This window comes from Nocardia sichangensis (genome assembly GCF_047200615.1).
Lineage (GTDB): Bacteria > Actinomycetota > Actinomycetes > Mycobacteriales > Mycobacteriaceae > Nocardia > Nocardia sichangensis.
The window spans coordinates 100995-123031 of sequence record NZ_JBJZOK010000004.1 but is presented as its reverse complement, the minus strand read 5'-3'; the positions used below and the strand labels follow the sequence as shown (position 1 = coordinate 123031).

The window sequence follows — 22037 nt, the reverse complement described above, 5'->3', positions numbered from 1 at the left end:
GTGGTCACCGGTAGCCTCCCCGACCCAGCACGCCCTGTGGCGATCACCGCCTCGGCGACCACAAGAAAAGGCCGGTGTCCGCACCGGTGCGGCCGCGAACTCGGCCCGCGCCGCCTCGAGACCACAGGTTCCTGCGTAATCTCGACAGTCCTCGACGGCGACGGCGACGGCGACGGCGTGCGCCGTCGAGGAGGGGCAGCCGGCTACGGGTTCATTTCGAACACGCCCGCGTGGCTCATCACCTCGTCGTGCAGGCGCGCGGTTCGCTGGACGTCGATGATCGGCTTATGCAGCACGCTCAGTGCCCAATCCTGTTGAGCGGTGGTCGAGGAGGCTTTCGAGAAGACTCCCAGCGCGTACGAGGAGAAGTCGCGCACGAATATCTCGAAGATCGAGTCCACAATGTCCTCGGACGCCCCTTTGATCTCGGCTTGTTCCAGGATGAGCTGCCCGTAAGGCAGCAGCGTGAACAATTCCCCCACCGCGAGCTGATAGTCCAGATCCTCGAGTTGGGCCGGGGTAGGCGGTGCCTGCACGGGGAAATGAGTGAAGCGCTCGGCTTGCTCGACGAACAATGCCACGTTGGGCAGGTGCCGATAGCGTTCGTACGCCGGCCGCCAATCCGCGAATCGCACTGCGCCCAACCCCGCCGCGCCCGGTTGCCGGAACAGCGACTCGTCGTCGCCGGGATCCCGTCGCACCGGGACCGGCGGCAGTTCCGCGGGGTTGAACAAGAAGTTCGGCATGAATTTCAACGTCAAGGCCATATTGACGTGTGCGGTGCCCTCCAGCCGTGGCATCGAGTCGATGGTGCCGCGCGCCGTCGCGAAGTAGGAGTCCTTCTCGAATCCTCTGGCGGAGATGACATCCGAGAGTTCATGGAACACGCGCTCGGCCTCGCGAGTGACCTTCATCTTGCCGATGGAGTTGAACATCACGAAGCGGCGGTCCTCCGGGGTCGAGCAGCGCATGTAGTCGATCGCTCGTTCGTGGTAGAGCCGCATGGCGGTCATGCGCACGTAGCTGTCGCTCAGGATCTGGCGCACCTGCGGGAAGTCCGTGACGGGGTGCCCGAACAAGACCTTGGCGGCGGCGTGGTTGATCGTCTCGTAGAAACAGTGCTCCACGATCCCCAACGCGACCATGCCGATGTTGAACTTGCCGCAGTTGACCGCGGCGAGCGCGGAGTCGAACGCCTTGCGGCCTACGTGGAGTACGTCGTCGGCCGAGACGGGATAGTCCACCAGGTCGTAGGCGGAGACGAAGTTCTGCCCGTGGATGACGTTCTTGACCAGCCGGTAGTTCGGGTGCTGGCTGTCGGCGATGAACCAGACGTACGCGTCGGAACCCTCCAGGTCGGTGCGCCTGCCGATGGTCGGCACGATCCTGGCCACGTTGCCGTTGCCGATGTAGTACTTGCTGCCCGTGGCGGTGAAACCCCCTGCGCCATCGGGAGAGAGCAGCATATCAGTAGCGTAGATGTCGGCGCCATGGTCCTTTTCCGACAGCCCGAACCCGATGATCCCGCCGCGGTCGAGTTCCTCGGCCGCACGCAGATGCGCTTTGCCGTTGGCGCTCTGCCAGATGGTGGCGAGGCCGAGCGTGGAGACGCCCCACGCATACCAGTACTGCGATCCGTAGAAGCCGGTGATCTCGTTGAACCGGGAAATGAACGCGGTGTCCCAGCGCTTCTCCGGATCCGCGCCCGAACTCGCCCGCGGGGTCGCCATGTAGGCGATGATCCGACTCTCCGCCAGGAACCGCATCCAGTCCTCGTACCACTCCGCTCGGTGCGCGTCTCTGGTGAGCGCCTGCTTGCCCTTCCGCTCGAAGAAGTCGACCACCGACCGCAGCCGAGCCCGCGTGGCGGGATCGAACTCCTCGAACGTCTCGGTCTTCGGGTTGAACAGGGCCATGACGACACCTTTCGAACTGACGGCAAGTGCCATCACATTAGAACTGACGGCAGCTGCCGTCAATCATCGGACGGGGGTCCGCGTTACAGGCGACGGTAAGCGGTCAGCGTTTCTCGTAGAAGTACCGCGTGGTGAGACCACCCGCCGGCAGACGCCGCGCATGGTGACACCGGCCGCTCCGGACGCACCGATCATGTCGAGTGCCGCTTCCAGCAGAGCGGATCGACACGCCTGCCGCCGCTGAGCCAGGGTGGTTCCGGACCAGATGCGATGTCTCGCAGTGGGGATCCCCTCGCCGATCGCCGCCACACCAGCATCACCGGGCGATCGCGGCGACGCAGGCGCGGCTCGCTGCGCGAAATGCGGCTACCGTGGCGAGAAGTTCGTCGTGCAGCTCGGCGAGGCCTTCCTCGGCCATGGAGCCGATGGAGCGCGAAGTGCTCACGTACGCGGAATGCGCCGCCAGAGATCGCATTTCGTTCACATACGCCCGCGATGCCGCTTCGTCTGACGTCGACAAGAACTCCGCGGTGAGCAACGCGCAACGAGCCACGATGTCGAGCAGTTCGACCGTGCGCTCCGGGATCCGCCGCGCGGAGTGGATGACCGCTAGTTCGGCAGCGGATTCCATATGATCCGCGACATAGTCGAGCAAGCAGGCCGCTCGACACGCATCGGCGAGGCGGTCACCGACCATTACCACCAATGTTGACGGTAGTGCGAATAAGCAGTCACATACCCACGCGGATGAACCGGCGAGGCGAAAGGTGCACGCTCCTCGATCAACCGCGCTCCCACACCCGACGAATCCTCCGGCGCCACGGCCACCCTGAGTGAGGGAGGCATCCGGCTCGCGGCAGCGCGCGGGCGAACACTACGCAGGGTCGATCACCGGGGCACGATGCTCTTCGCGCCCACCATGCGCACGAGGCTGAGGATCGGGAGCCCGATCACCAAATGTTCGATCCCGGTGGAGATGCCGACCCAGAGGTCGCTGGACAGTGCCAGAGGAATGATCACCGCCGCGGCGGTCAGAATGCCCACGATCCAGCCGAAGAACAACTCCGGCGACGGAGTGCCCAAGCGCAGCAGATACCACAGCACCCCGCCCAACAGCGCGCAGATGAATGCCACCACGGCGAACCAGTACGCATCCTGGGCCATCGGGTTCCACACCCCGAACTTGCCGCTCTCGCTCACCCGGGTGGCGACGATCTCGATGATCCAGGCGCACAACCACGCCGCGAGCGCGGTCACCACCGCCGCGGCGATCACACCGCCGACGAACATGCCGATATTGACGTCCGGCTCCTGCCGCGACCGAGGTTGCCTCTCCGGGCGTTCGGAGTGCTGATACGCGCCCTGTCCCTGGTCCTGGCCGTATCCGGACGCCTGGTCGTATCTGTGACCCTGGTCGTATCTGTGATCCTGGGCGTACCCGTGATCCTGGGCGTACCCGTGTTCCTGGCCGTATCCCGAGGCCTGGCTGTACCCGCGATCCTGGCCGTACCCGGGATCACGGTAATCGCCCGGCTGATAACCGGCTTCATAACGTGCGGTGTGCTGGTCGCGCGGATTCATGGGATTCAACCGCCGATCACCTCCGTGGAGAGCTTGCGTGTGCGTCGAGTGTAGGGCGGGACCGCAAGGGCCGCTGCCCCCTATCCAATTCCGTTGCGCGCAGTCGTCACACAGGCCAGCGCCGCCATGGCGGAGATCACTAAGGTGCCGGACTCCGATCGGGGCCTGAGGATCGCCATCGCCCAGATGAAAGAACCCGGAATGGGCCCCGACCGCGGCCCGGAACCAACCGTTCATCCGGCGCAGCGGGGAAGAATCGCGGGCGGGCGAACACTCCCCGCCGGGGCGGCGCCGCGCGGTGATACGCAACGGGCCTGGGCGAGTCCGAGCGCCCCGCCCGCCACCGAGAGTCGGCGAAAAGATCAGGGCCGACAACTCCTCCCGGTTCCCGGCCGATCGCACCTGAGCACGATCCGCAGTGCGGAAAGTTCAGGCGACGACCGTCCGTTGCGGGACGCCGACGTATTCGCTCAGTGGCCGGATCAACGCGTTGGATTCGCCCTGCTCGATGATGTGCGCGGTCCAGCCGGTGATGCGGCTCATCACGAAGATCGGGGTGAACACCTCGATATCGAAACCGAGCAGGTAGTAGGCGGGGCCGGTCGGGAAGTCGAGATTCGGTTCGATGCCGGTGGCCTCGCGCATGGTGCGTTCGAGGACCTCGTATATACGCACCCACTTCTGGCCGTCGGTCGCCGCGGCGATATCCAGGAAGGCTTTCTTCATGGTGGGGACGCGGGAGTCACCGTTCTTGTAGACGCGGTGGCCGAAGCCCATCACCTTCTCCTTGCGCGCCAGCTTGTTGCGCAACCATGCCTGGGCCAGCGCGGGGTCGTCGATCTCCAGCATGTCGTGCATGACGGCTTCGTTCGCGCCGCCGTGCAGGGGCCCTTTCAATGCGCCGATGGCGGCGGTGACGGCGCTGTATATGTCCGACTGCGTGGAGGTGACGACGCGGGCGGCGAAGGTGGAGGCGTTGAAGCTGTGCTCGGCGTAGAGGATCAACGACACTTCGAACGCTTCCACCAACGCGCGCGACGGGATGGTCCCGAAGCACATGTTCAGGAAGTTCTCCGCGTACCCCAGATGGGAATGCGGTGCGATCGGGTCCAGGCCATGGCGACGGCGATGGTCGGCCGCGACGATGGTCGGCAGCACCGCGAACATGCGAAGAGCCTTGGCGCGGTTGGCGTTCGCCGAATTGTCGTCTTCGGCCGGGTCTTCCGCGCCGAGGTAGCTGATGGCGGTGCGGACCACATCCATCGGGTGGCAGGTGTCGGGCAACTTGGCCACCAGCGACAGCAGTGACCGGTCGGCCCGGCGGGACGCGCGTTCTCGCTGCTGGAACCGCTCCAGTTCGGCGTCCGAGGGCAACTCGCCGTACCAGAGCAGATACGCCACTTGTTCGAAACCGCAGTGTGCGGCCAGGTCCTGTACGGCGTAGCCACGGTAGGTCAGAGAGTTGGTTTCCGGCACCACCTTCGAGATGGCCGTGGTGTCGACGACGACGCCTGCTAGGCCTTTGGCTATGGTCACTGGTTCCTTCCCAGAGTGAAATCGAAGATGTCGGAGTCGAATTCGTTGTATCGCTCGTACTGGAGAAGCTCGTACAGGCGAGAGCGGGGCTGCATTCGATCGAGCGAGCCCGATTGCGTGCCCTGCTCGAAGATCTCCCGCAACCCGGCTTCGGCCGCGAACATCGCCAACCGCAGGGTGGACACCGGGTAGATCACCGCGTTGTAGCCGATCCGCTCCAGTGTCGCCGCCGGGATGAGTTCGGACTTACCGAACTCGGTCATATTCGCCAGCAATGGAATCGGCATCGCGGCCCGGAACTTCTCGAAATCCGCGACGGTGCGCAACGCTTCGGTGAAAATCAGGTCCGCGCCCGCTTCGGCATAGGCCCCGGCCCGATCGATCGCGGCGTCGATGCCTTCGATCCCGGCGGCGTCGGTGCGCGCGCAGAGCACGAAATTCGGATCCCGCCGGGCGGACACCGCGGCCCGGAGCCTGCGCACCATCTCCTCGACCGGCACCACAGCCTTGCCGTCGAGGTGACCGCACCGTTTCGGATTCACCTGATCCTCGAGATGGCAGCCCGCGATTCCGGCGTCTTCCAGCATCGAGACCGTGCGCGCGGCGCTCATCGGCTCGCCGAAGCCGGTGTCGGCATCGATGAGCACCGGCAGATCGGTCACGCGCGCGATCTGCCGACCGCGCTCCGCCACCTCGGTCGAGGTGGTGAGCCCGATATCCGGCAGCGCCAGATCGGCCGAGACCACCGCGCCGGAGACATACACGCCTTCGAAGCCGATTTCTTGAATCAGCTTGGCTACCAGCGGATTGAACGCACCCGGGAAACGCTGGATCGTTCCGGAGGCCAGCCCCGCGCGGAACGCGGCGCGTTTGTCGGCGGCCGGCGTGGCCGCGGCCAGCAGGCCGGTCATCAGAACAGTCCCTCCGGCAATTTCGGCGCCCGCGCGAGTACCTCGTCGGAGACGGTGAAGTTCAACTGACCCAGTTCCTCGGCGGACAACTGCGGGGTGCGCTGGGCCACGTCGAGGAAGCGGTCCTGCTCGCCCGCGTCGATCACTCCCTCGGCCAACGTCCGGAACTTGGCGATGTACTGGTCGCGGGTGAACGGCCGCGCGCCGAGCGGGTGCGCGTCGGCGACCGCGAGTTCGTCGACGATCACCTCGCCGCTCTTCAGCGTGACCTCGACACGGGCGCCGAACGCCTTCTCGTTCGGGTCGGTCGAGTGATAGCGCCGGGTCCACTCCGGGTCCTCGGCGGTGGAGATCTTGCGCCACAACTCGACGGTGTCGGGCCGCTGTGCACGTTCGGGGGCGTAAGAGCGCTCGTGGTGCCAGGTGCCGTCCTGCAGGGCGACGGCGAAGATGTACATGACGGAGTGATCGAGGGTTTCGCGGGACGCCGTCGGGTCGAACTTCTGCGGATCGCCCGATCCGGTGCCGATCACCACGTGCGTGTGGTGGCTGGTGTACAGCACGATAGAGGCGATCCGGTCCAGGTCGCCGATCCGCTCACGCAACCGGCGCGCCAGGTCGATCGGCGCCTGGCTCTGGTATTCGGCGGAATGCTCCTTGGTGTAGGTGTCGAGTATGCCGCGCTTGGGTTCACCCGGGCCGGGCAGCGGCACCGAATACTCCTTGTCGGGGCCGCCCAGCAGCCAGGCGATGACGCCGTCCTCCCCTTCCCAGATCGGCGACGGCGCGCCTTCACCGCGCAGGGCACGATCGACCGCTTCCACCGCCATCTTCCCGGCGAAAGCGGGTGCGTAGGCCTTCCAACTGGAGATTTCTCCCTTGCGCGATTGCCGGGTGGCGGTGGTGGTGTGCAGTGCCTGACCGATGGCCTGATAGATGGTCTCGGTGTCCAGGCCGAGCAGCGTGCCGATACCGGCGGCGGCGGACGGGCCGAGGTGGGCGACGTGGTCGATCTTGTGCTCGTGCAGGCAGATCGCCCGCACCAGGTCCACCTGGATCTCGTATCCGGTCGCCAACCCGCGGATCAGATCCCGCCCGCCGCGTCCGGCATGCTGGGCTACCGCCAGGATCGACGGGATGTTGTCGCCGGGGTGGGAGTACTCCGCGGCCAAGAACGTGTCGTGGAAATCCAGTTCGCGCACGGCCACGCCGTTAGCCCAGGCCGCCCACTCCGGCGAGCATCGGCCGTCGACGCCGAAGACGGTCGCGCCCGGCTGGTACGGGTGCGCCAGCGCCTGGGCGCGCGCGTTGGCCACCGGACGACGCGTCACCGACGCCGCCGCGACCGCCGCGTTGTCGATGATCCGGTTGACGATCATCTCCTCGGTCTCCGGAGCGACCGCCACCGGGTCCGCGGCAACCTCGGCGATCCGCCACGCGAGGTGCTCCTCGCGGGGGAAGTGCTCAGCGGAGCGACGCGTGCGGACGAAGTGGTTTTTCACGACGAAAGCCTCCAGATCATCGATTTCCGGGTTTCTTTTCGCACACTACACACGCCTATGCACGCGGGAAATCCGTTACAAATGCCGAATTTTGCGTACCGCAATCAGCAAATTTGTGGAAATTGCGAAATCTCGTGGTGCTACATTCGCGAGCATGCAGAAGATGTATGCGGGCGGACGGCTGCGCGCACTGCGCGAGCAACGCGGCTTGTCGCAATCGGGCCTGGCGAAGGCGCTCGCGCTGTCGGTCAGCTACGTCAACCAGCTGGAGAACGATCAGCGGCCCCTGACGGTGCCGGTGCTGCTACGCCTGAATTCCACCTTCGATCTGGACATGGGGTTCTTCGCCGCCGACACCGACGCGCGACTGCTGGCCGACCTGCACGACGTCTTCGCCGAGGATCCCGACGGCGCGACGGTGTCCACCGCCGAACTCGACGACCTGGTCTCCCGGGTGCCCGCCGCCGCCCGCGTCCTGGTGAGCCTGCACCGACGTCTGCGTGGCGCGACCGAACAACTCGAACGATTCTCCGCGGGTATCGAAAGCCCTACCGCCGACCCCGGTCGTGCCATGCCGTACGAGGACGTGCGCGACTTCTTTTACGACCACCGCAACCACATCCCCGAACTCGACCAGGCCGCCGAACGACTCTTCGCCGACCACGGTCTGGGCATCGGCGGCCTCGACCTGCAACTGAGCAAACTCCTGCGCGAGCGGCACGGCATCACGGTCGCGATCAGATCCGACGACCCACACCGCCCCGGCCCCAAGCGCGTCTACGACCCCGAAGCGGGCCGTATCACGCTCGCCCGCAGGCTCTCCGCCGGTCAGCGGGCCTTTCAGCTCGCCACGCAGCTGGCTTTTCTCACCCAGACCGCGACCATCGATGCGTTGACCGCGAGGGTGGAGTCGATGGCTGACGAATCGCGCGAGCTCCTGCGGGTCGGGTTGGCGAACTACTTCGCCGGGGCGCTGATCCTGCCCTACACCCGGTTCCGGGACGCCGCCGAAGAGCTGCGCTACGACATCGATCTGCTGTCGGCGATGTTCGAGGTCGGCTTCGAGACCGTCTGCCACCGCCTGTCCACACTGCAACGCCCCGGACGACGCGGAGTCCCGTTCTTCTTCGTACGCACCGACCGCGCGGGCAACATCTCCAAACGCCAATCCGCGACCGCGTTCCATTTCTCCAGGGTCGGCGGCAGCTGCCCGCTGTGGGTCGTCCACGAAGCCTTCACCACGCCCGGTCGGATCCGTACCCAGATCGCCGAGATGCCCGACGGACGCAAATACCTCTGGCTGGCCCGAACCACCGACGAGAGCACCCCCGGATACCTCTCTCCCAGAAGGGATTTCGCGATCGGCCTGGGATGCGACCTCGCCTACGCCGACAAGCTCGTCTACTCCCACGGCTTGCCCATCCACGACGACACCTCCGCGGTGCCCATCGGCGCGGGCTGCAAGATCTGCGAACGCCCCGACTGCGCCCAGCGCGCCTTCCCGCAACTCGGGCGCGCGATCCGGGTCGATGAGAACCGCGCTGCCAACATCCCCTACACCCCGGCCGACCATCGCGGCGAACCGCGATGATCACACCGGCTTCATGCCACCTACGAGCCCCAGCCGACGTACGATTCCGCGCGCATCCGTTCTCGCATGTGCGGGTAGTGGAGTTCGAAGGCCGGGCGTTCGGATCGAATACGGGGGAGTTCGTAGAAGTTGTGCCGGGGAGGCGGGCAGGTCGTGGCCCATTCGAGTGAATTTCCCGCGCCCCAGGCGTCGTCCACGGTGACGACCTCGCCGTAGCGGTAGCTGCGGAACGCGTTCCACACGAACGTGACCATCGAGACGCCCAGAATGAACGATCCGATGGTCGAGATGGCGTTCAGCGCCGTGAAGCCGTCGGTCGGCAGATAGTCGGCGTACCGGCGGGGCATACCTTCGGCGCCCAGCCAGTGCTGGACCAAAAAGGTCGTGTGGAAGCCGACGAATGTCGTCCAGAAATGCAGCCTGCCCAGGCGCTCGTCCATGTAGCGCCCGGTCATCTTGGGGAACCAGAAGTAGATTCCGCCGAAAGTGGCGAAAACGATCGTGCCGAACAACACGTAGTGGAAGTGGGCTACGACGAAATAGGTGTCGTGAATCTGCCAGTCCAGTGGCGGGCTGGCGAGGATGACGCCGGACAGCCCGCCGAACAAGAAAGTGACGATGAAGCCGACGGCAAACAGCATCGGGGTCTCGAAAGTCAGGTTCCCCTTCCACATGGTGCCGATCCAGTTGAAGAATTTGACCCCGGTCGGCACCGCGATCAGGAAGGTCATCATCGAGAAGAAGGGCATCAGCACCGCCCCGGTCGCGAACATGTGGTGCGCCCATACCGCTGCCGACAGCACTCCGATCGAGATGGTGGCGTACACCAGAGGTCCATAGCCGAACAGGGGTTTGCGGCTGAACACGGGCAGGATCTCGCTGATGATCCCGAAGAACGGCAGGGCCACGATGTAGACCTCGGGGTGCCCGAAGAACCAGAACAGATGCTGCCAGAGCAGGACGCCACCGGTAGCCGTGTCGTAGATGTGCCCGCCGAGATGCCGGTCGTAGGCCAGCGCCATCAAGGCGGCGGTGAGAATCGGGAACGCGAGCAACACCAGCACGCTGGTCACCAGGATGTTCCACCCGAACATGGACATGCGGAACATCGTCATGCCGGGCGCGCGCAGGCAGACGATGGTGGTGATCATGTTCACCGCACCGAGAATGGTGCCCAAACCGGATACGACCAAGCCCATGATCCACAGATCGGCTCCGGGGCCGGGCGCGTGGATGATGTCGCTCAGTGGCGTATACGCAGTCCATCCGAAATCAGCCGCGCCGCCGGGTGTCACGAATCCGGAGACCACCATCGTTCCGCCGAAGAGGAACAGCCAGAAGCTCAAGGCATTCAACCGTGGAAATGCCACGTCGGGTGCTCCGAGTTGCAACGGAAGGACCGCGTTGGCGAATCCGAACACCGTCGGAGTCGCATACAGCAGGAGCATGACGGTGCCGTGGATGGTGAACAGCTGGTTGTACTGCTCGGGTGAGAGGAACTGCAGGCCCGGCCGTGCCAGTTCCGCGCGCATGAGCAGCGCCATCAGACCGCCGAGCATGAAGAAGGCGGTAGCGGCGACGAGATACATGATGCCGAGCACCTTCGGGTCCGTCGTGGTGACCAGCCGCCACAACACCGAGCCCTTCGGAGCCGTCCGCGCCGGAAACGGCCTGGTCGGTGTGACCTGCGGTGCGAGTGGATACGACACCTGAGTCATCGATACTCCTCACCTGCTACCGGCGAGATCACCCGCGGTGGCCGGGGACGAATTCCTGGGCCTTGGCTTTCGCGCCTTGTGCCACGAGATGCCATGCGTCGGGGTCGCCCCGCAGCACCGCTTCGGCGGTGGATTTCATCTGGTCCCAGGTGGCGTGCGGTGGGATCGGCGGTACCTCCGGATCGCAGCGGACGTCGAGCACCGTGGGCCGCTCGGCCGACAGCGCCGCTTCCCAGGCAGGCGCGAGGTCGTTCGGGTCGTCCACTGCGATGGCGCCCAGACCGTACGTGCGGGCGAGCTCGGCGTAGGAGACCTCCGGCAGCGACTGCGATTCCTCGAATTTCGGCGCGCCCCCCATCGAGCGCAGCTCCCACGTGACCTGGTTCAGGTCGTTGTTGTGGAACACGCACACCACCAGCCGTGGATCGCGCCACTGCTCGTGGTAACGGCTGATGGTCAGCAATTCGCCCGCGCCGTTCATCTGCATCGCACCGTCACCGACGAGAGCGACCACCGGCCGGTCCGGGTGGGCGAACTTCGCGCCGATCGCGTACGGCACACCGGGCCCCATGGTCGCCAGCGTCCCCGACAACGAACCCCGCATCTGCCCGCGGAACCGCAGACAGCGGGCATACCAGTTGGTGGACGACCCGGAGTCCGCGGTCACGATGGCGTCCTCCGGGATGTACCGCGACAGTTCCCACACCACCCGCATGGGATTGACCGGCTTCGCGTCCAGCAGCGACTGGCGTTCGATCGTGTCCCACCAGCGCCGCACGTTGGATTCGATCGTCGTCCGCCAGCTGCGATCGGACTTGCGGCTCAGCAGCGGAAGCAGTTCGGTGAGTGTTCGTTTCGCGTCACCGACGAGGTTGACCTCGGTGGGGTATCGCATGCCGATCATGGCGCCGTCGATGTCGATCTGCACCGCACGCGCCTGACCGAAGTCCGGAAGGAACTGCGAATAAGGGAAATTCGATCCGATGATCAACAGGGTGTCGCAGTCGCGCATCAGTTCATAGCTGGGCCGGGTACCCAGGAGCCCGATGGATCCGGTCACGTACGGCAGGTCGTCCGATAGCACGTCCTTGCCGAGCAGGGCTTTGGCCACCCCGGCTCCGGTGATCTCGGCCAGCTTCATCACCTGCTCGGCGGCGTCCCGGGCGCCTTGCCCGACGAGGATCGCCACCCGCGACCCGGCGTCGATGATCTCGGCGGCTCGTTCTATGCCGGCGCGATCCGCGGTGACCGTGGCATGCAGTGCCGAGGGCGGGCTGGATGGCACTTGCTTGAACGCGTGCTCGGGCGGCTGATAGCGCTCCTCCTGCAGATCGGAGGGGATGATCAGCGCCGTGGGGGCCCGGCGGGTGGTCGCGATACGGAACGCGCGGTCGAGCGCGTTGGGCAATTGATCGGGAACGTTCACCTCGACCAAGTAGTCCGAGGCGACATCCTTGAACAGGCTCTGCAGATCGACTTCCTGCTGATAGCTGCCGCCCATCGCGCTGCGCGCGGTCTGCCCCACGATCGCCACGACCGGCACGTGATCGAGTTTCGCGTCGTAGAGGCCGTTGAGCAGATGGATCGCTCCCGGACCCGACGTGGCAGTGCAGACGCCGACCTCGCCGCTGAACTTCGCGTAGCCCACCGCCTGGAACGCGGCCATCTCCTCGTGGCGCGCCTGAATGAAGGCGGGTTTGTTGTCGGCCCGCCCGAACGCGGCGATCAAGCCGTTGATGCCGTCGCCCGGATAGCCGAACACCTGCTGCACGCCCCAGTCACGCAGTCGTCGCAAGACATAGTCGGCGACCTGGTCAGCCATGTCGTTCTCCTGTCCGCCTTCGAGGTGTCGTCTCCGGGGCCGATTACCCCGGCCGGCAGCCCTCAACCCGAGGCATACGCGGCGACCGGACGGGTATCCGCGCGGTGTTCTCGTCTGTTCCGATGCTCACCTGCCGTCGTCGAGACGATGTGCCCGAAATGGCGCGTTCGCTTCAATTGCCCGGCCATCACAGCGCTTCCGGTCGTTCCCAATAGCCGTTGGAGGCACTGCGCGCGGAACTCACCGAGCGGATCGACGGAGAGGTTCGATTCGACTCAGGAAGCCGCGCGACGTACTCGACGGATGCGTCCAACTATCGCGCCGTCCCCCTCGGGGTGGTCGTGCCGCGCACACCGGAGGACGCGGCCACGGCGGTCGCCGTCTGTCGCGCGCACGACGTGCCGGTGGTGTCGCGTGGTGGCGGCACGAGCCTGGCCGGGCAATGCCGCAACGCGGCGATCGTCATGGACCGGAGTAAATACTGCACGCGTGTGGTGTCGGTGGACCGTGCCGCCGCCACCGCCGTGGTCGAGCCGGGCATCGCGCTCGACCGGCTCAACACCGAGCTGGCATCCACCGGCCTGATGGTCGGCCCCAAGCCGTCCACCCATGTCAGCTGCACGACCGACAGCTCTCGCCGCGCTTCCGGCTCGACGGAATGAGAGCACGGCCCGGCCGGTGAAGGCCCGGGCGGCGACATGCCCTGACGTCCATACTTTTTCATCACCCGCCGGTCCACCGCGATTGCGGCGGACGCACCCGGTGCACGCGATCGACCGACGAGGCTCCGGGCTGCTCGACGAGCGGGATGGGCCATCGGAGGTCGATCATGGTCGCCGTGTGCAGCGTACGTTGGCGTTTCATGATCGGCCCGAGCTCCGGCGCGCCGATCGATACCGTCACGGTGCAATCGCCGGGGCCGAGCGCCGCCAGCATGCCGTTGCGAACGGTGGCGGCGAGCGGCTGGAGCAGTAGCGCGACGCAGAGTTCGATCGTGAACTCCCCCACCGGATTTCCGTCGATGGTGACATCCAGGCACGGATGGTAGGTCTGGGTGATCTCGTGTTCGAACAGCGTCACCTGCTCGGCTCCGCCCGCACTTGTACGCATCGCCGCCATGCGTAGCCGGTCGTAGCGGCGCCAACCCTCGATCGCGACAGTGCCCAAGTCGACCTCGAGCAGCCCATCTATCGTCTCGGCCACCTCGTGCAGCGCCGCCGACTCCAGTAGTGCGGCCACGCCCGGCGCCCGGCGCAGTGCCAAGTGTTCAGCGCCCCTTTCGTGCAGGCACTCGGCCAACTCGCCCACACCGACATCGTGCGGAGCGTTCTGGAACAGTACTGTCCGAGCCCTGATCAACGCTGGACTTGTCATCCGAATACCTCCTTGACATTCAGCCATGGCTCGCGGGCCCGCAGGCGCACCCGGACGTCGGGAGCGCGGGCGCCCTGGCGAACGTGGATGGATGGGGGGACGTCCGCGACCACACGCACCTGTACCCGTGGCAGATGCGGATCCTCCTCGTGCGACGCGCCGCCCGGGCGTTTCCCGCGACCCCGTACGACCAGCGCCGCGGCACCGAGGGCAAGGAGGAACCCTCCGAGGCCCACTATGCCGACGGGGCCGGTGTCCGGGTTGCCCGCATCAACTTGTTCCGGAGGAGGCGGAGGCTCGCCGGTCGGTTCCGGGGTTCCGGGTCCGTTGGATGTGGGGACGAGCCGCGCGGGTGAAATCTCCACGGACGTCTTCGCGACAATGCGCTGTGAGGTTTCCGAACAGGCGGCGGGGATGGAGTGCAGACCCAGTTCGGCTCCCTCTGGCACATCGACGCGAGCATCGAACGAACCACCCTGAACCTGAGCGGTCACCGCTGCGGACCAGTCCGGAAGCACCCGCACCAGGCCGCAGGGCCAGCGCTCGCCGTGCACAGTGATCACGGTGCCGCGTTCGGCCGTGGCCGGCGCGACGAGCACGGGTGCGGGAAGCACGGCGGAACTCTCGGGCGGAACGGGGGAAGGACCGGAACTCAGTGGCGACGCAGGTGTACGGACCGGTTTCGTCGTGATCGTCGGTCCCGGTTTCGTCGTCGTGATCGTCGGTCCCGGCTTTGTCGTCGTGGTTGTCGGTTCCGGCCTTGTCGTCGTGGTTGTCGGTTCCGGTTCGGTCGTGGTCGTGGGCTCCCGTTTCCCCGTCGTGGGCTCCGGTGTCGTCGGGGTGGTCGTCCAATCGGACCGCGTAGTCTTGGGCGGCCAGTCATCCGTGGGCGTGCTGTTCGGCCAAGCGGGTTGCGACGTGACCGGCGACGGGTTGGGCACGGTGGTAACCGGCTCCGGTGCCGCGACCGGTACCGACACCGCGCCGAGCAGTCCCGCTACGGCCGCCGCGACAAGGAATACTCGCGAATCGTTTCTCATGATCACCTCCCCCGAGACAGGCATGCTCCCGAGGATGCAGTCGAGCCTTCGCTCTCCTCGACCTGCCGACGCGAGTAGCCGACTACCCGTTTCCCGTAGTCGCGCCCGTACCCGTCTGCCTCGGCACCGCCCTTGATTCGGCGAGGCCAGCGGATGTATCACCAGTCGAGGCTCGAACGCACCATCCGTGCTCCGCGACTTCGCCGCAGAGGTCGCCGCGGGGAAGGCGGCTCCCGGCCGCGTGCAAGAGCGGGACCTTGGTCCTTCGCCGCTGGCTACCGGTTGCTCTACTGCCGCCTCGCCGAGGAGACGGACACTCGCAGGTACGCCGCCACGATCTCGACCCGGCCCGACAACGGCCCCCGCATGCGAACCGGAGGAGAACCCATGTTCACTTCGAGCAAGGCTCCGATCCTCGCGGGTGTCGACGGTTCCGAGGTGGCGCTTGCCGCCGTGCGCTGGGCCGCCATCGACGCCGCCCACCGCCACGCACCGCTGCACCTCGTCTATCTGACCGGTGGCCTCGGCGACCACGGTTCCGGCGTCGAGTTCGGGCCGTCCGCCCCCGGCAGCTATCGCTGGGGCGGCCCGGACGCGTTGGAGATCGCGTACGCCACGGCCATCGCCGAATCCGCTCCGATCAATCGGATCGACGTGACCGCGGAGTTGACCAACGCCGCCCCCGTTCCGGTTCTGCGCCGCCGATCCGAGACCGCGCGGCTGCTCGTGGTCGGCGCCCATGACCTCGGCGCGTTCAGCCGCGCGATGCTGGGATCGCTGAGCACCGCGCTGGCGCGGCAGGCGGGATGCCCCGTTGCCGTCGTTCCCCGTGGCGTCGAGCACGGCGACGGGCCTGTCGTCGTCGGCGTCGACGCCTCCACGAGCAGCGCGGCAGCCGTCTCCTTGGCTTTCGACGAAGCGGCGTTTCGCGGCGCCGATCTCGTTGCGGTCCACGCGTTGTCCGGCTTCCCCGGCTCGCTCATCGAATCGCGGGAGGGTGGCGAGGGATTGCTCGACCGGAGTTTGGCAGGGTACAGCGAGGCGTATCCGGAAGTGACGGTGAGGCGTGTCGTGGTCGAGGACCACCCCGCCAGGCGACTGCTCGAGGCGGGCGAGAAAGCGCGGTCGATCGTCGTCGGCAGCCGCGGGCACGACGACTTCTCCGCGATGCCGCTCGGTTCGGTCAGTAGAGCCGTACTACACGGGGCGCAGGTGCCGGTGATCGTCACAAGACCGGCGAGCTTTGCGCGGCACCCCCGGAACGGGCGATAGACGGGCACCGCCACCGCGATCGACGGACCGTCAACGCTACCGATTCACGGTGCACCACGGGGAGCCGTGGGCGCGTAGCCGAGCTCGCACACGAGGGCGGGCGACGACTGCCGATCGGATTGTGCCGCTATCGAGCACAACCGACCGTCCAGCCGCCGCCCGCCGAGGACGCCGCCCGCCCGCCGTCAGCCGTCCAGGCGCTCCTGGATGGCCTCGATGACGCGAAGCCGCAGTTCATCGGCGCGGATGACCGCATCGACAGAGCCGACTTCGACGGCGCGCTGGATGTTGTGGATGCGGTCGAACTCCGCGGCCACTTCACCGAGTTTCTCCGCGCGCACCGAGGAGCGCAGTTCGTCCAGTTCGGCGCTCAGAGTGGCGCGATCGGTACCGGCCGCGTTGGCGACGCGCACCTCCAGCTCCTGTACCCGCGGGTCGGCCGTGGTGCGGGTGGCGACGTCACCGGAGAACACCGCCGCCGCGGCGGGCGCGCCGCCGAGCACCGAGGCGAATGAGCCTTCCAGCGCCAGGACGGTCATGTTCGGGTTCAACGCCTTCGAGAAGACGACGAACGCGCCACCGTGATAGCGGGAGATCACGCAGAACACGATCGGACCGTCGAAGTTGACGATCGCACGGCCGATCTCGGCGCCGTACTCCAACTGCAACTTGCGCATCGACTCCGGCGACCCGTCGAAGCCCGACAGGTTCGCCAGCACCACCAGCGGACGGTTGCCGCTCGCGGCGTTGATCGCCCGCGCGGCCTTCTTCGACGACCGGGGGAACAGCGTGCCCGCGGTGTAGGTGTCCGGGCCGTCGGTGGGCGGAAAACCGTGCCGCGGCACGCCCCTGGACTCGATGCCCAGCAGGCACACCGGGATTCCGCCCAGATGCGCGTCCTGCACGACGGCGGTCTCGGCGTCGGCCATGCCCGCCCAGCGCTCCAGCACGGGGTGGTCCTGGTCGGCGACCGCGCGCATCACCGTGCGGATGTCGAACGGCTTCTTCCGGTCCGGATTCGCGGTGGCGGAGAAGATCTCGCCGACGGTGGCGAAGTCGCTGCCCGCCAGGACGTGCGGGAAATCGGAGATGTCGCGATCGATGGGATCGCTCGTCTGCGACCGCCGCGGCGCCTGCTCACCAGGGACGATGTAGGTGTGGTCGTAGTGCGCCATCAGGATGTCGCGCGCCGCGGCCAGGTTCGGCGCCCAGTACTGCGCCTGTCCGTTCGGACCCATGACCCGGTCGTAGCCGCCGATGCCGAAGTTGTCCTCGGCCGACACGCCGCCGGAGAAGTCCAGCGCCTGCTTACCGGTGAGCACCATGGCCGAATCCGGCGTCATCACCAGGATGCCCTTGGTGTGCATGAGCATGGTCGCCTCGGCGTTCCAGTACGGCTGAGCTCCGACATTGATGCCCGCGACCACGATGTTGATCTCGCGGCCCGCCTGGGTGAATTCGACGATCCGCTTGAGCGCGGCCGCCACCCAGTCCATGTTCTCGGTGCCCGATTCCATCGAGATGCGAGCGCCCGCCGACAGCGCGTACCACTCCAGCGGCACCTCCAGGCGCTCGGCCAGGTCCAGTGCGGCGATCACCCGCCTGCACTCCGGTTCCGACAGCGCGCCCAATGCTTTCGTCGGGTCGCCGAGCAGCACCACCCGCGTGACGCCCTCCGGGTGTTTCGGGGTGGCCGTGGTGATGACGCCGGCGACGATCGCGGCGGTATTGCGCCCCTTCGGCCGGTCGACCGGGACCAGCGTGTGGTCGCTGTCGAGGTCGTATTCGGTGAAATCGCCGAGCAGGCCGGTCAATTCGTAGGGGTACACCGCATTGCGGCCCGCGGCGCGCAGCACCTTCTGCCGATAAGCGTCGAGCGGTTCGATCGGTTCGTCGGACGGCTCGCCGAAGGTCACCACGGTGCCGCCCGCGGCATCGAAACTGATCCGGATGGCCACCTTCGTCAACTCGCCGGTGTCCGCGTCGCGTTCCCGCGCGATGAGCACGATCTCCTCGAGTCCGGCGCCCGCGGTCGTCGGCAGCACATGCCCGCCGATCCGCTCGAGCTCGGCGCGGGTGACATCCAGCGGCGGCCAGACGTACATCACGATGCGATTGGTGTTGAGCCGCTTCGCCGACGGCCGCTGCGACTGCGCCCGGCGGATCGAGTCGAGGCAGGTGGCGATCGTGCTCTCGGCGGTCGGCAGCGCGAGCAGCCGTCCGTCGTGTTCGCGCAGCGCGGTCAGGTCCCGCACCTGGGCGAACGCGATGAGCCGGTCGTCGGCCGGATTGTCCTTCGCGACGCACCGGAACAGATAGATCTCCTCGTCGTCGGACGACGGCAGGCGCGTCAGATCGAACTTGCGCAGCCGCTCCATTTGCATCCGCTGCGCGATGTACGGATGGAGGCCGCGGATCAGTCGTTCCTCGGCCGGGCCGGTGGCCGACGGGCGGAAGGTGAAGTGGTGATGCATGACCGCGCCGTTGCTGCCCGCGACTGTCGCGGTGATCCGGTGCACCTGCTTCGGCAGCGGCTGCGCGCTGAGCACCGAGTGCAAAGCCGCGGCCATGGCGTCGAAGTCGGCGGGCTGCTTCTCCCAGCTGAGGTAGATGTCGGCGTCGATCGACACCGCGTCGCCGGTCAGTTCGGCCAGCCCGCGCACCGCGGCGCCGAGCGCGTCGAAGCGCACCGCGGCGGACACCAGGCTCGCACCGTCGCGGTCGGCGATCAGGTAGCGGCATCCGTCGACGTCGTGGGTGCGGACGCCGGTGAGCCCCTTGTTGCCGTAGTACCGGCGGGTCAGCACCTCGAGCATCGCCGTGTTGTCGTCGCTGCCGCGCACAAGCCGCTGGCCCAGCAACCGCACCAGCGGTTCGGTGCTGCGGACCATGTCGGAGATACGCTCCGCGCGATCGGACGCGTCGGGATGGGTGTCCAGGTACCGCAGGGACCGGCGGACATTGGTGTACACGCGGGCGCGATTACGCCGCAGCAACGGCTGGCCGTACCAGCCGAACACCAGACCGCGAGCAAGATCGGCGACTACGGGGAAATGCACCTGGGTCGCGGCGACCAGCCGTTCCAGTGCCAGACCGACCGGTTCGCGCAGGGCTCGATCGGGCATCCGCTCGCCCAGCCACTCCCGCAGCAGTGCCGTCACGACCGCGACGGTGTCGGTGCGTTGCTGGGCGAGGAAGATCCGGAAGACCGCGGCCTCGAGCTCGGGGGAACGTTCCAAATCGGACACGCCGTAGTGGCCGAGCGCCCGCGCGAGCTTGCTCTTGAACGATTCCGGCAGTCCGGCCCGTTCGACGTCCAGGCTCTGCAGGTAGGTGTGGAAGTACTCGCGGGCACTGTGGACATGCCCTTGGGCGTCCTCACCCGACGGCCGGTTGTGGCTCAACTCGGCGAGGTCGGTGAACACGTCGATGAGCTCGAGTTCCTCCGCCAGCGGCCTGCGGTCGTCCGCGACGGCGATACGGCGGGCATCGAGGTAATCCGTCAGCACCCGGCGGTCGTCGTGCGGATCGACGTCGAAACCGAGCAGCAGGCCGCGCAGGTCCTGCGATCGTCGGACGATCCGCTCGTGCGGATGAGCCTGCGCATCCCCGGCGGGCAGGTCCAGTTCAACCGACCCGACGGCCGCGGTCTCCTCGACCGCGTCGTCCACCAGGCGCTCCAGCCGCAGCAGCGGCGCCCCGGTCTCCACCTGGGTACCGACCGAGACGGCGCATTCCTTCAGCCGCGCCTTGAACGGTGCGCGCAGCACCGTCTCCATCTTCATGCTCTCCAGCACCAGCAGCGGCGCGTTGGCCTCGACCTCGTCGCCGACCTGCAACGGCGTGGCGACCACGAGCGCGGGTGCGGGTGAGCGGACAACGCCGCCCTCGTCCCGGCTCACCCGATGGGTCACACCATCGACGTCGACCACGTGGATCGGCCCGTGCGTGCCCGCGGTGACGCGGAAGGCGGTGCCGTTGACCACGATCTGGCCGGAATGCCGGTCATAGCGGACCAGGTCGACATCGGCGGTGCGGATGTCCTCGCCCGCCTCGATGCCGATGCGGAACCGATGCGCGCCGGTACGGGCCACGCGCACCCGATAGCCGACTCCGCGCAATTTGAGGTCGAGCGGTCGGCCCGCGTGGTGCTGCACCAGGGGACGACCGCCCGCGGCGGTGGACAGCAGGCGGTCCCGCTCAACCCGTTCCTCTTCCTCGTAGGCATCGATGGCGGCGGCCGCGAGCGCGACGGCGGAGTTGCGGTGCGAAACGAGGCGACCCTGTCCGCGCACCCGGTCGATCCAGCCGGTGTCGGCGCTCGCGTCGATCACCTCGGGCTGGTCCAGCAGTTCGAGGACGAAACTCTTGTTCGTAGCGCCGCCCTCGATGATCACCCGGGTCTGCCCGACGGCCCGGCGCAACCTACCCAGCGCCTCGGACCGGTCGCGGCCGTAAGCGATGATCTTGGCGATCATCGAATCGAAATCGGCGGGGATGACATCGCCTTCACTGACACCGGTGTCGACCCGAATACCCGGCCCCGCGGGCAGGTCCAAGCGGGCGATCCGGCCCGGCGCGGGAGCGAAGTCGCGGTCGGGGTCCTCGGCGTTGAGCCGCGCTTCGATGGCGTGCCCACGCTCGGCGGGCGGCTCGCCCTCGAGCCGTTCACCCGAAGCCACCGCCAGTTGCGCGCGAACCAGGTCGAAACCGGTGGTCTGCTCGGTGATCGGGTGCTCGACCTGCAGACGGGTGTTGACCTCGAGGAACGCGAACAGCTCGTCACCGGGGTGATAGAGGAACTCGACGGTCGCCGCGCCGCGGTAACCGACCGCGACCGCCAGGCGCTCGGCCGAGGCCTTGAGTTCGGCGACCTGCTCGGGCCGCAGCACCGGTGACGCGGACTCCTCGATGACCTTCTGGTTACGCCGCTGCACCGAGCAGTCGCGCACACCCAGCGCCCAAGCGGTGCCCTGACCGTCCGCGATCACCTGAACCTCGACATGGCGAGCGCCGGTGACGAGCCGTTCGAGGAACACCACACCACTGCCGAACGCGCGGGCGGCCTCCTGCCGGGTGCGTTCGTAGGCGTCGACCAACTCGGCCTCGTCGGTGACAACGCGAATACCGCGCCCGCCCCCGCCCGCGGTCGCTTTCAGCATGAGCGGGTAGCCGATGTCGGCGGCGGAGGCGAGCGCGTCGTCGACGGTCTCGACCGGGCCGCGGCTCCACGGCGCGACCGGTACACCGACCTCTTCGGCGATGAGCTTCGCGCCGATCTTGTCGCCGAGTTTGCGCATCGCCTCGGCATCCGGACCGATGAAGGTCACGCCGATCTGGTCGCACAACTCGGCGAACGCCGGATCTTCGGCGACGAAGCCCCAGCCGACCCACGCGGCGTCGGCCCGGGTCGCCAACAGCGCCCGTTCGAGCGCCTTCAGATCCAGGTACGGTCGCGCGGAGGCCGGCCCGAGGTCATAGGTGATATCGGCCTCGCGCACGAACGTCGCGTTGCGATCGACATCGGTGTAGAAGGCGATGGTCTCGATCGAACGTGCCGTTTCCGCGGCCAGGTCTCGGACCGCGTGGATGAGGCGCATGGCGGCCTCTCCCCGGTTCACAATGGCGATGCGGCTGAACACTCGCCGTCCTTCCTCTCCGAAGTTGTGGCCCGGTCGACGGGCAAAAGGGTGGATACCCTTTGTCGCACATCCGGTCGGTGCAATTACACCTGTCCGGTGGTTACTCGGCCGTATCGTCGCGCGGGTGCGGGG

At 67.1% G+C, this 22037-nt stretch carries 14 protein-coding genes; 3 read left to right on the top strand and 11 right to left on the bottom strand.

Going from position 1 to position 22037, the window contains the following annotated elements:
* Window positions 1-203 precede the first annotated feature (203 nt).
* The 6 genes from ACL03I_RS07040 to prpD form a co-directional block, all read right to left on the bottom strand.
* Window positions 204-1916: an acyl-CoA dehydrogenase family protein gene (locus ACL03I_RS07040; RefSeq protein WP_412805438.1), complete on the bottom strand. Its 1713-nt coding sequence runs from the start codon at window positions 1914-1916 to the stop codon at window positions 204-206.
* 316 nt (window positions 1917-2232) lie between these two features.
* Entirely contained in the window at window positions 2233-2547 is a 315-nt protein-coding gene (locus ACL03I_RS07035; RefSeq protein WP_412805437.1) for a hypothetical protein, read from the bottom strand.
* Between the two features lie 257 nt (window positions 2548-2804).
* Window positions 2805-3497, bottom strand: coding sequence for a DUF6069 family protein (locus ACL03I_RS07030; RefSeq protein ID WP_412805436.1), 693 nt, complete (start codon window positions 3495-3497; stop codon window positions 2805-2807).
* 429 nt (window positions 3498-3926) lie between these two features.
* Window positions 3927-5033, bottom strand: coding sequence for a bifunctional 2-methylcitrate synthase/citrate synthase (locus tag ACL03I_RS07025; protein ID WP_356967428.1), 1107 nt, complete (start codon window positions 5031-5033; stop codon window positions 3927-3929).
* Complete coding sequence (gene prpB / locus ACL03I_RS07020; protein ID WP_355074235.1) at window positions 5030-5944, bottom strand: methylisocitrate lyase; 915 nt, start codon at window positions 5942-5944, stop codon at window positions 5030-5032. Before prpB ends, ACL03I_RS07025 begins: the two co-directional genes overlap by 4 nt.
* Window positions 5944-7446, bottom strand: a complete 1503-nt coding sequence (gene prpD / locus ACL03I_RS07015; protein ID WP_412805435.1) for a 2-methylcitrate dehydratase PrpD — start codon at window positions 7444-7446, stop codon at window positions 5944-5946. Before prpD ends, prpB begins: the two co-directional genes overlap by 1 nt.
* Window positions 7447-7600: 154 nt before the next feature.
* On the opposite strand from prpD, the gene ACL03I_RS07010 reads away from it, so the two are divergent.
* On the top strand, window positions 7601-9037 hold the full coding sequence (locus tag ACL03I_RS07010; protein ID WP_412805434.1) for a short-chain fatty acyl-CoA regulator family protein: 1437 nt from the start codon (window positions 7601-7603) through the stop codon (window positions 9035-9037).
* Between the two features lie 20 nt (window positions 9038-9057).
* Here the strand turns inward: ACL03I_RS07010 and ctaD are convergent, their stop codons facing one another.
* Both ctaD and ACL03I_RS07000 read right to left on the bottom strand, forming a co-directional pair.
* Entirely contained in the window at window positions 9058-10755 is a 1698-nt protein-coding gene (gene ctaD / locus ACL03I_RS07005; RefSeq protein ID WP_412805433.1) for an aa3-type cytochrome oxidase subunit I, read from the bottom strand.
* Between the two features lie 28 nt (window positions 10756-10783).
* A complete protein-coding gene (locus tag ACL03I_RS07000; protein ID WP_412805432.1) occupies window positions 10784-12577 on the bottom strand; it encodes a thiamine pyrophosphate-requiring protein in 1794 nt (597 codons plus the stop codon).
* A gap of 218 nt (window positions 12578-12795) precedes the next feature.
* On the opposite strand from ACL03I_RS07000, the gene ACL03I_RS06995 reads away from it, so the two are divergent.
* Window positions 12796-13239, top strand: a complete 444-nt coding sequence (locus ACL03I_RS06995) for an FAD-binding oxidoreductase (protein WP_412805431.1) — start codon at window positions 12796-12798, stop codon at window positions 13237-13239.
* Window positions 13240-13300: 61 nt separating this feature from the next.
* Here the strand turns inward: ACL03I_RS06995 and ACL03I_RS06990 are convergent, their stop codons facing one another.
* Both ACL03I_RS06990 and ACL03I_RS06985 read right to left on the bottom strand, forming a co-directional pair.
* Complete coding sequence (locus tag ACL03I_RS06990) at window positions 13301-13951, bottom strand: hypothetical protein (RefSeq protein ID WP_355074245.1); 651 nt, start codon at window positions 13949-13951, stop codon at window positions 13301-13303.
* The gene (locus ACL03I_RS06985; RefSeq protein WP_412805430.1) at window positions 13948-14565 is read right to left on the bottom strand and encodes a hypothetical protein; all 618 of its coding nucleotides are present in this window, start codon (window positions 14563-14565) and stop codon (window positions 13948-13950) included. The genes ACL03I_RS06990 and ACL03I_RS06985 overlap by 4 nt, the downstream gene beginning before the upstream one ends.
* Before the next feature lie 813 nt (window positions 14566-15378).
* Between ACL03I_RS06985 and ACL03I_RS06980 the strand changes: the two genes are divergently transcribed.
* Window positions 15379-16263, top strand: coding sequence for a universal stress protein (locus tag ACL03I_RS06980; RefSeq protein ID WP_412805429.1), 885 nt, complete (start codon window positions 15379-15381; stop codon window positions 16261-16263).
* A 185-nt stretch (window positions 16264-16448) separates the two neighbouring features.
* On the opposite strand, the gene ACL03I_RS06975 is transcribed toward ACL03I_RS06980, so the two are convergent.
* A complete protein-coding gene (locus ACL03I_RS06975) occupies window positions 16449-21905 on the bottom strand; it encodes an ATP-binding protein (protein ID WP_412805428.1) in 5457 nt (1818 codons plus the stop codon).
* Between the last annotated feature and the right edge of the window lie 132 nt (window positions 21906-22037).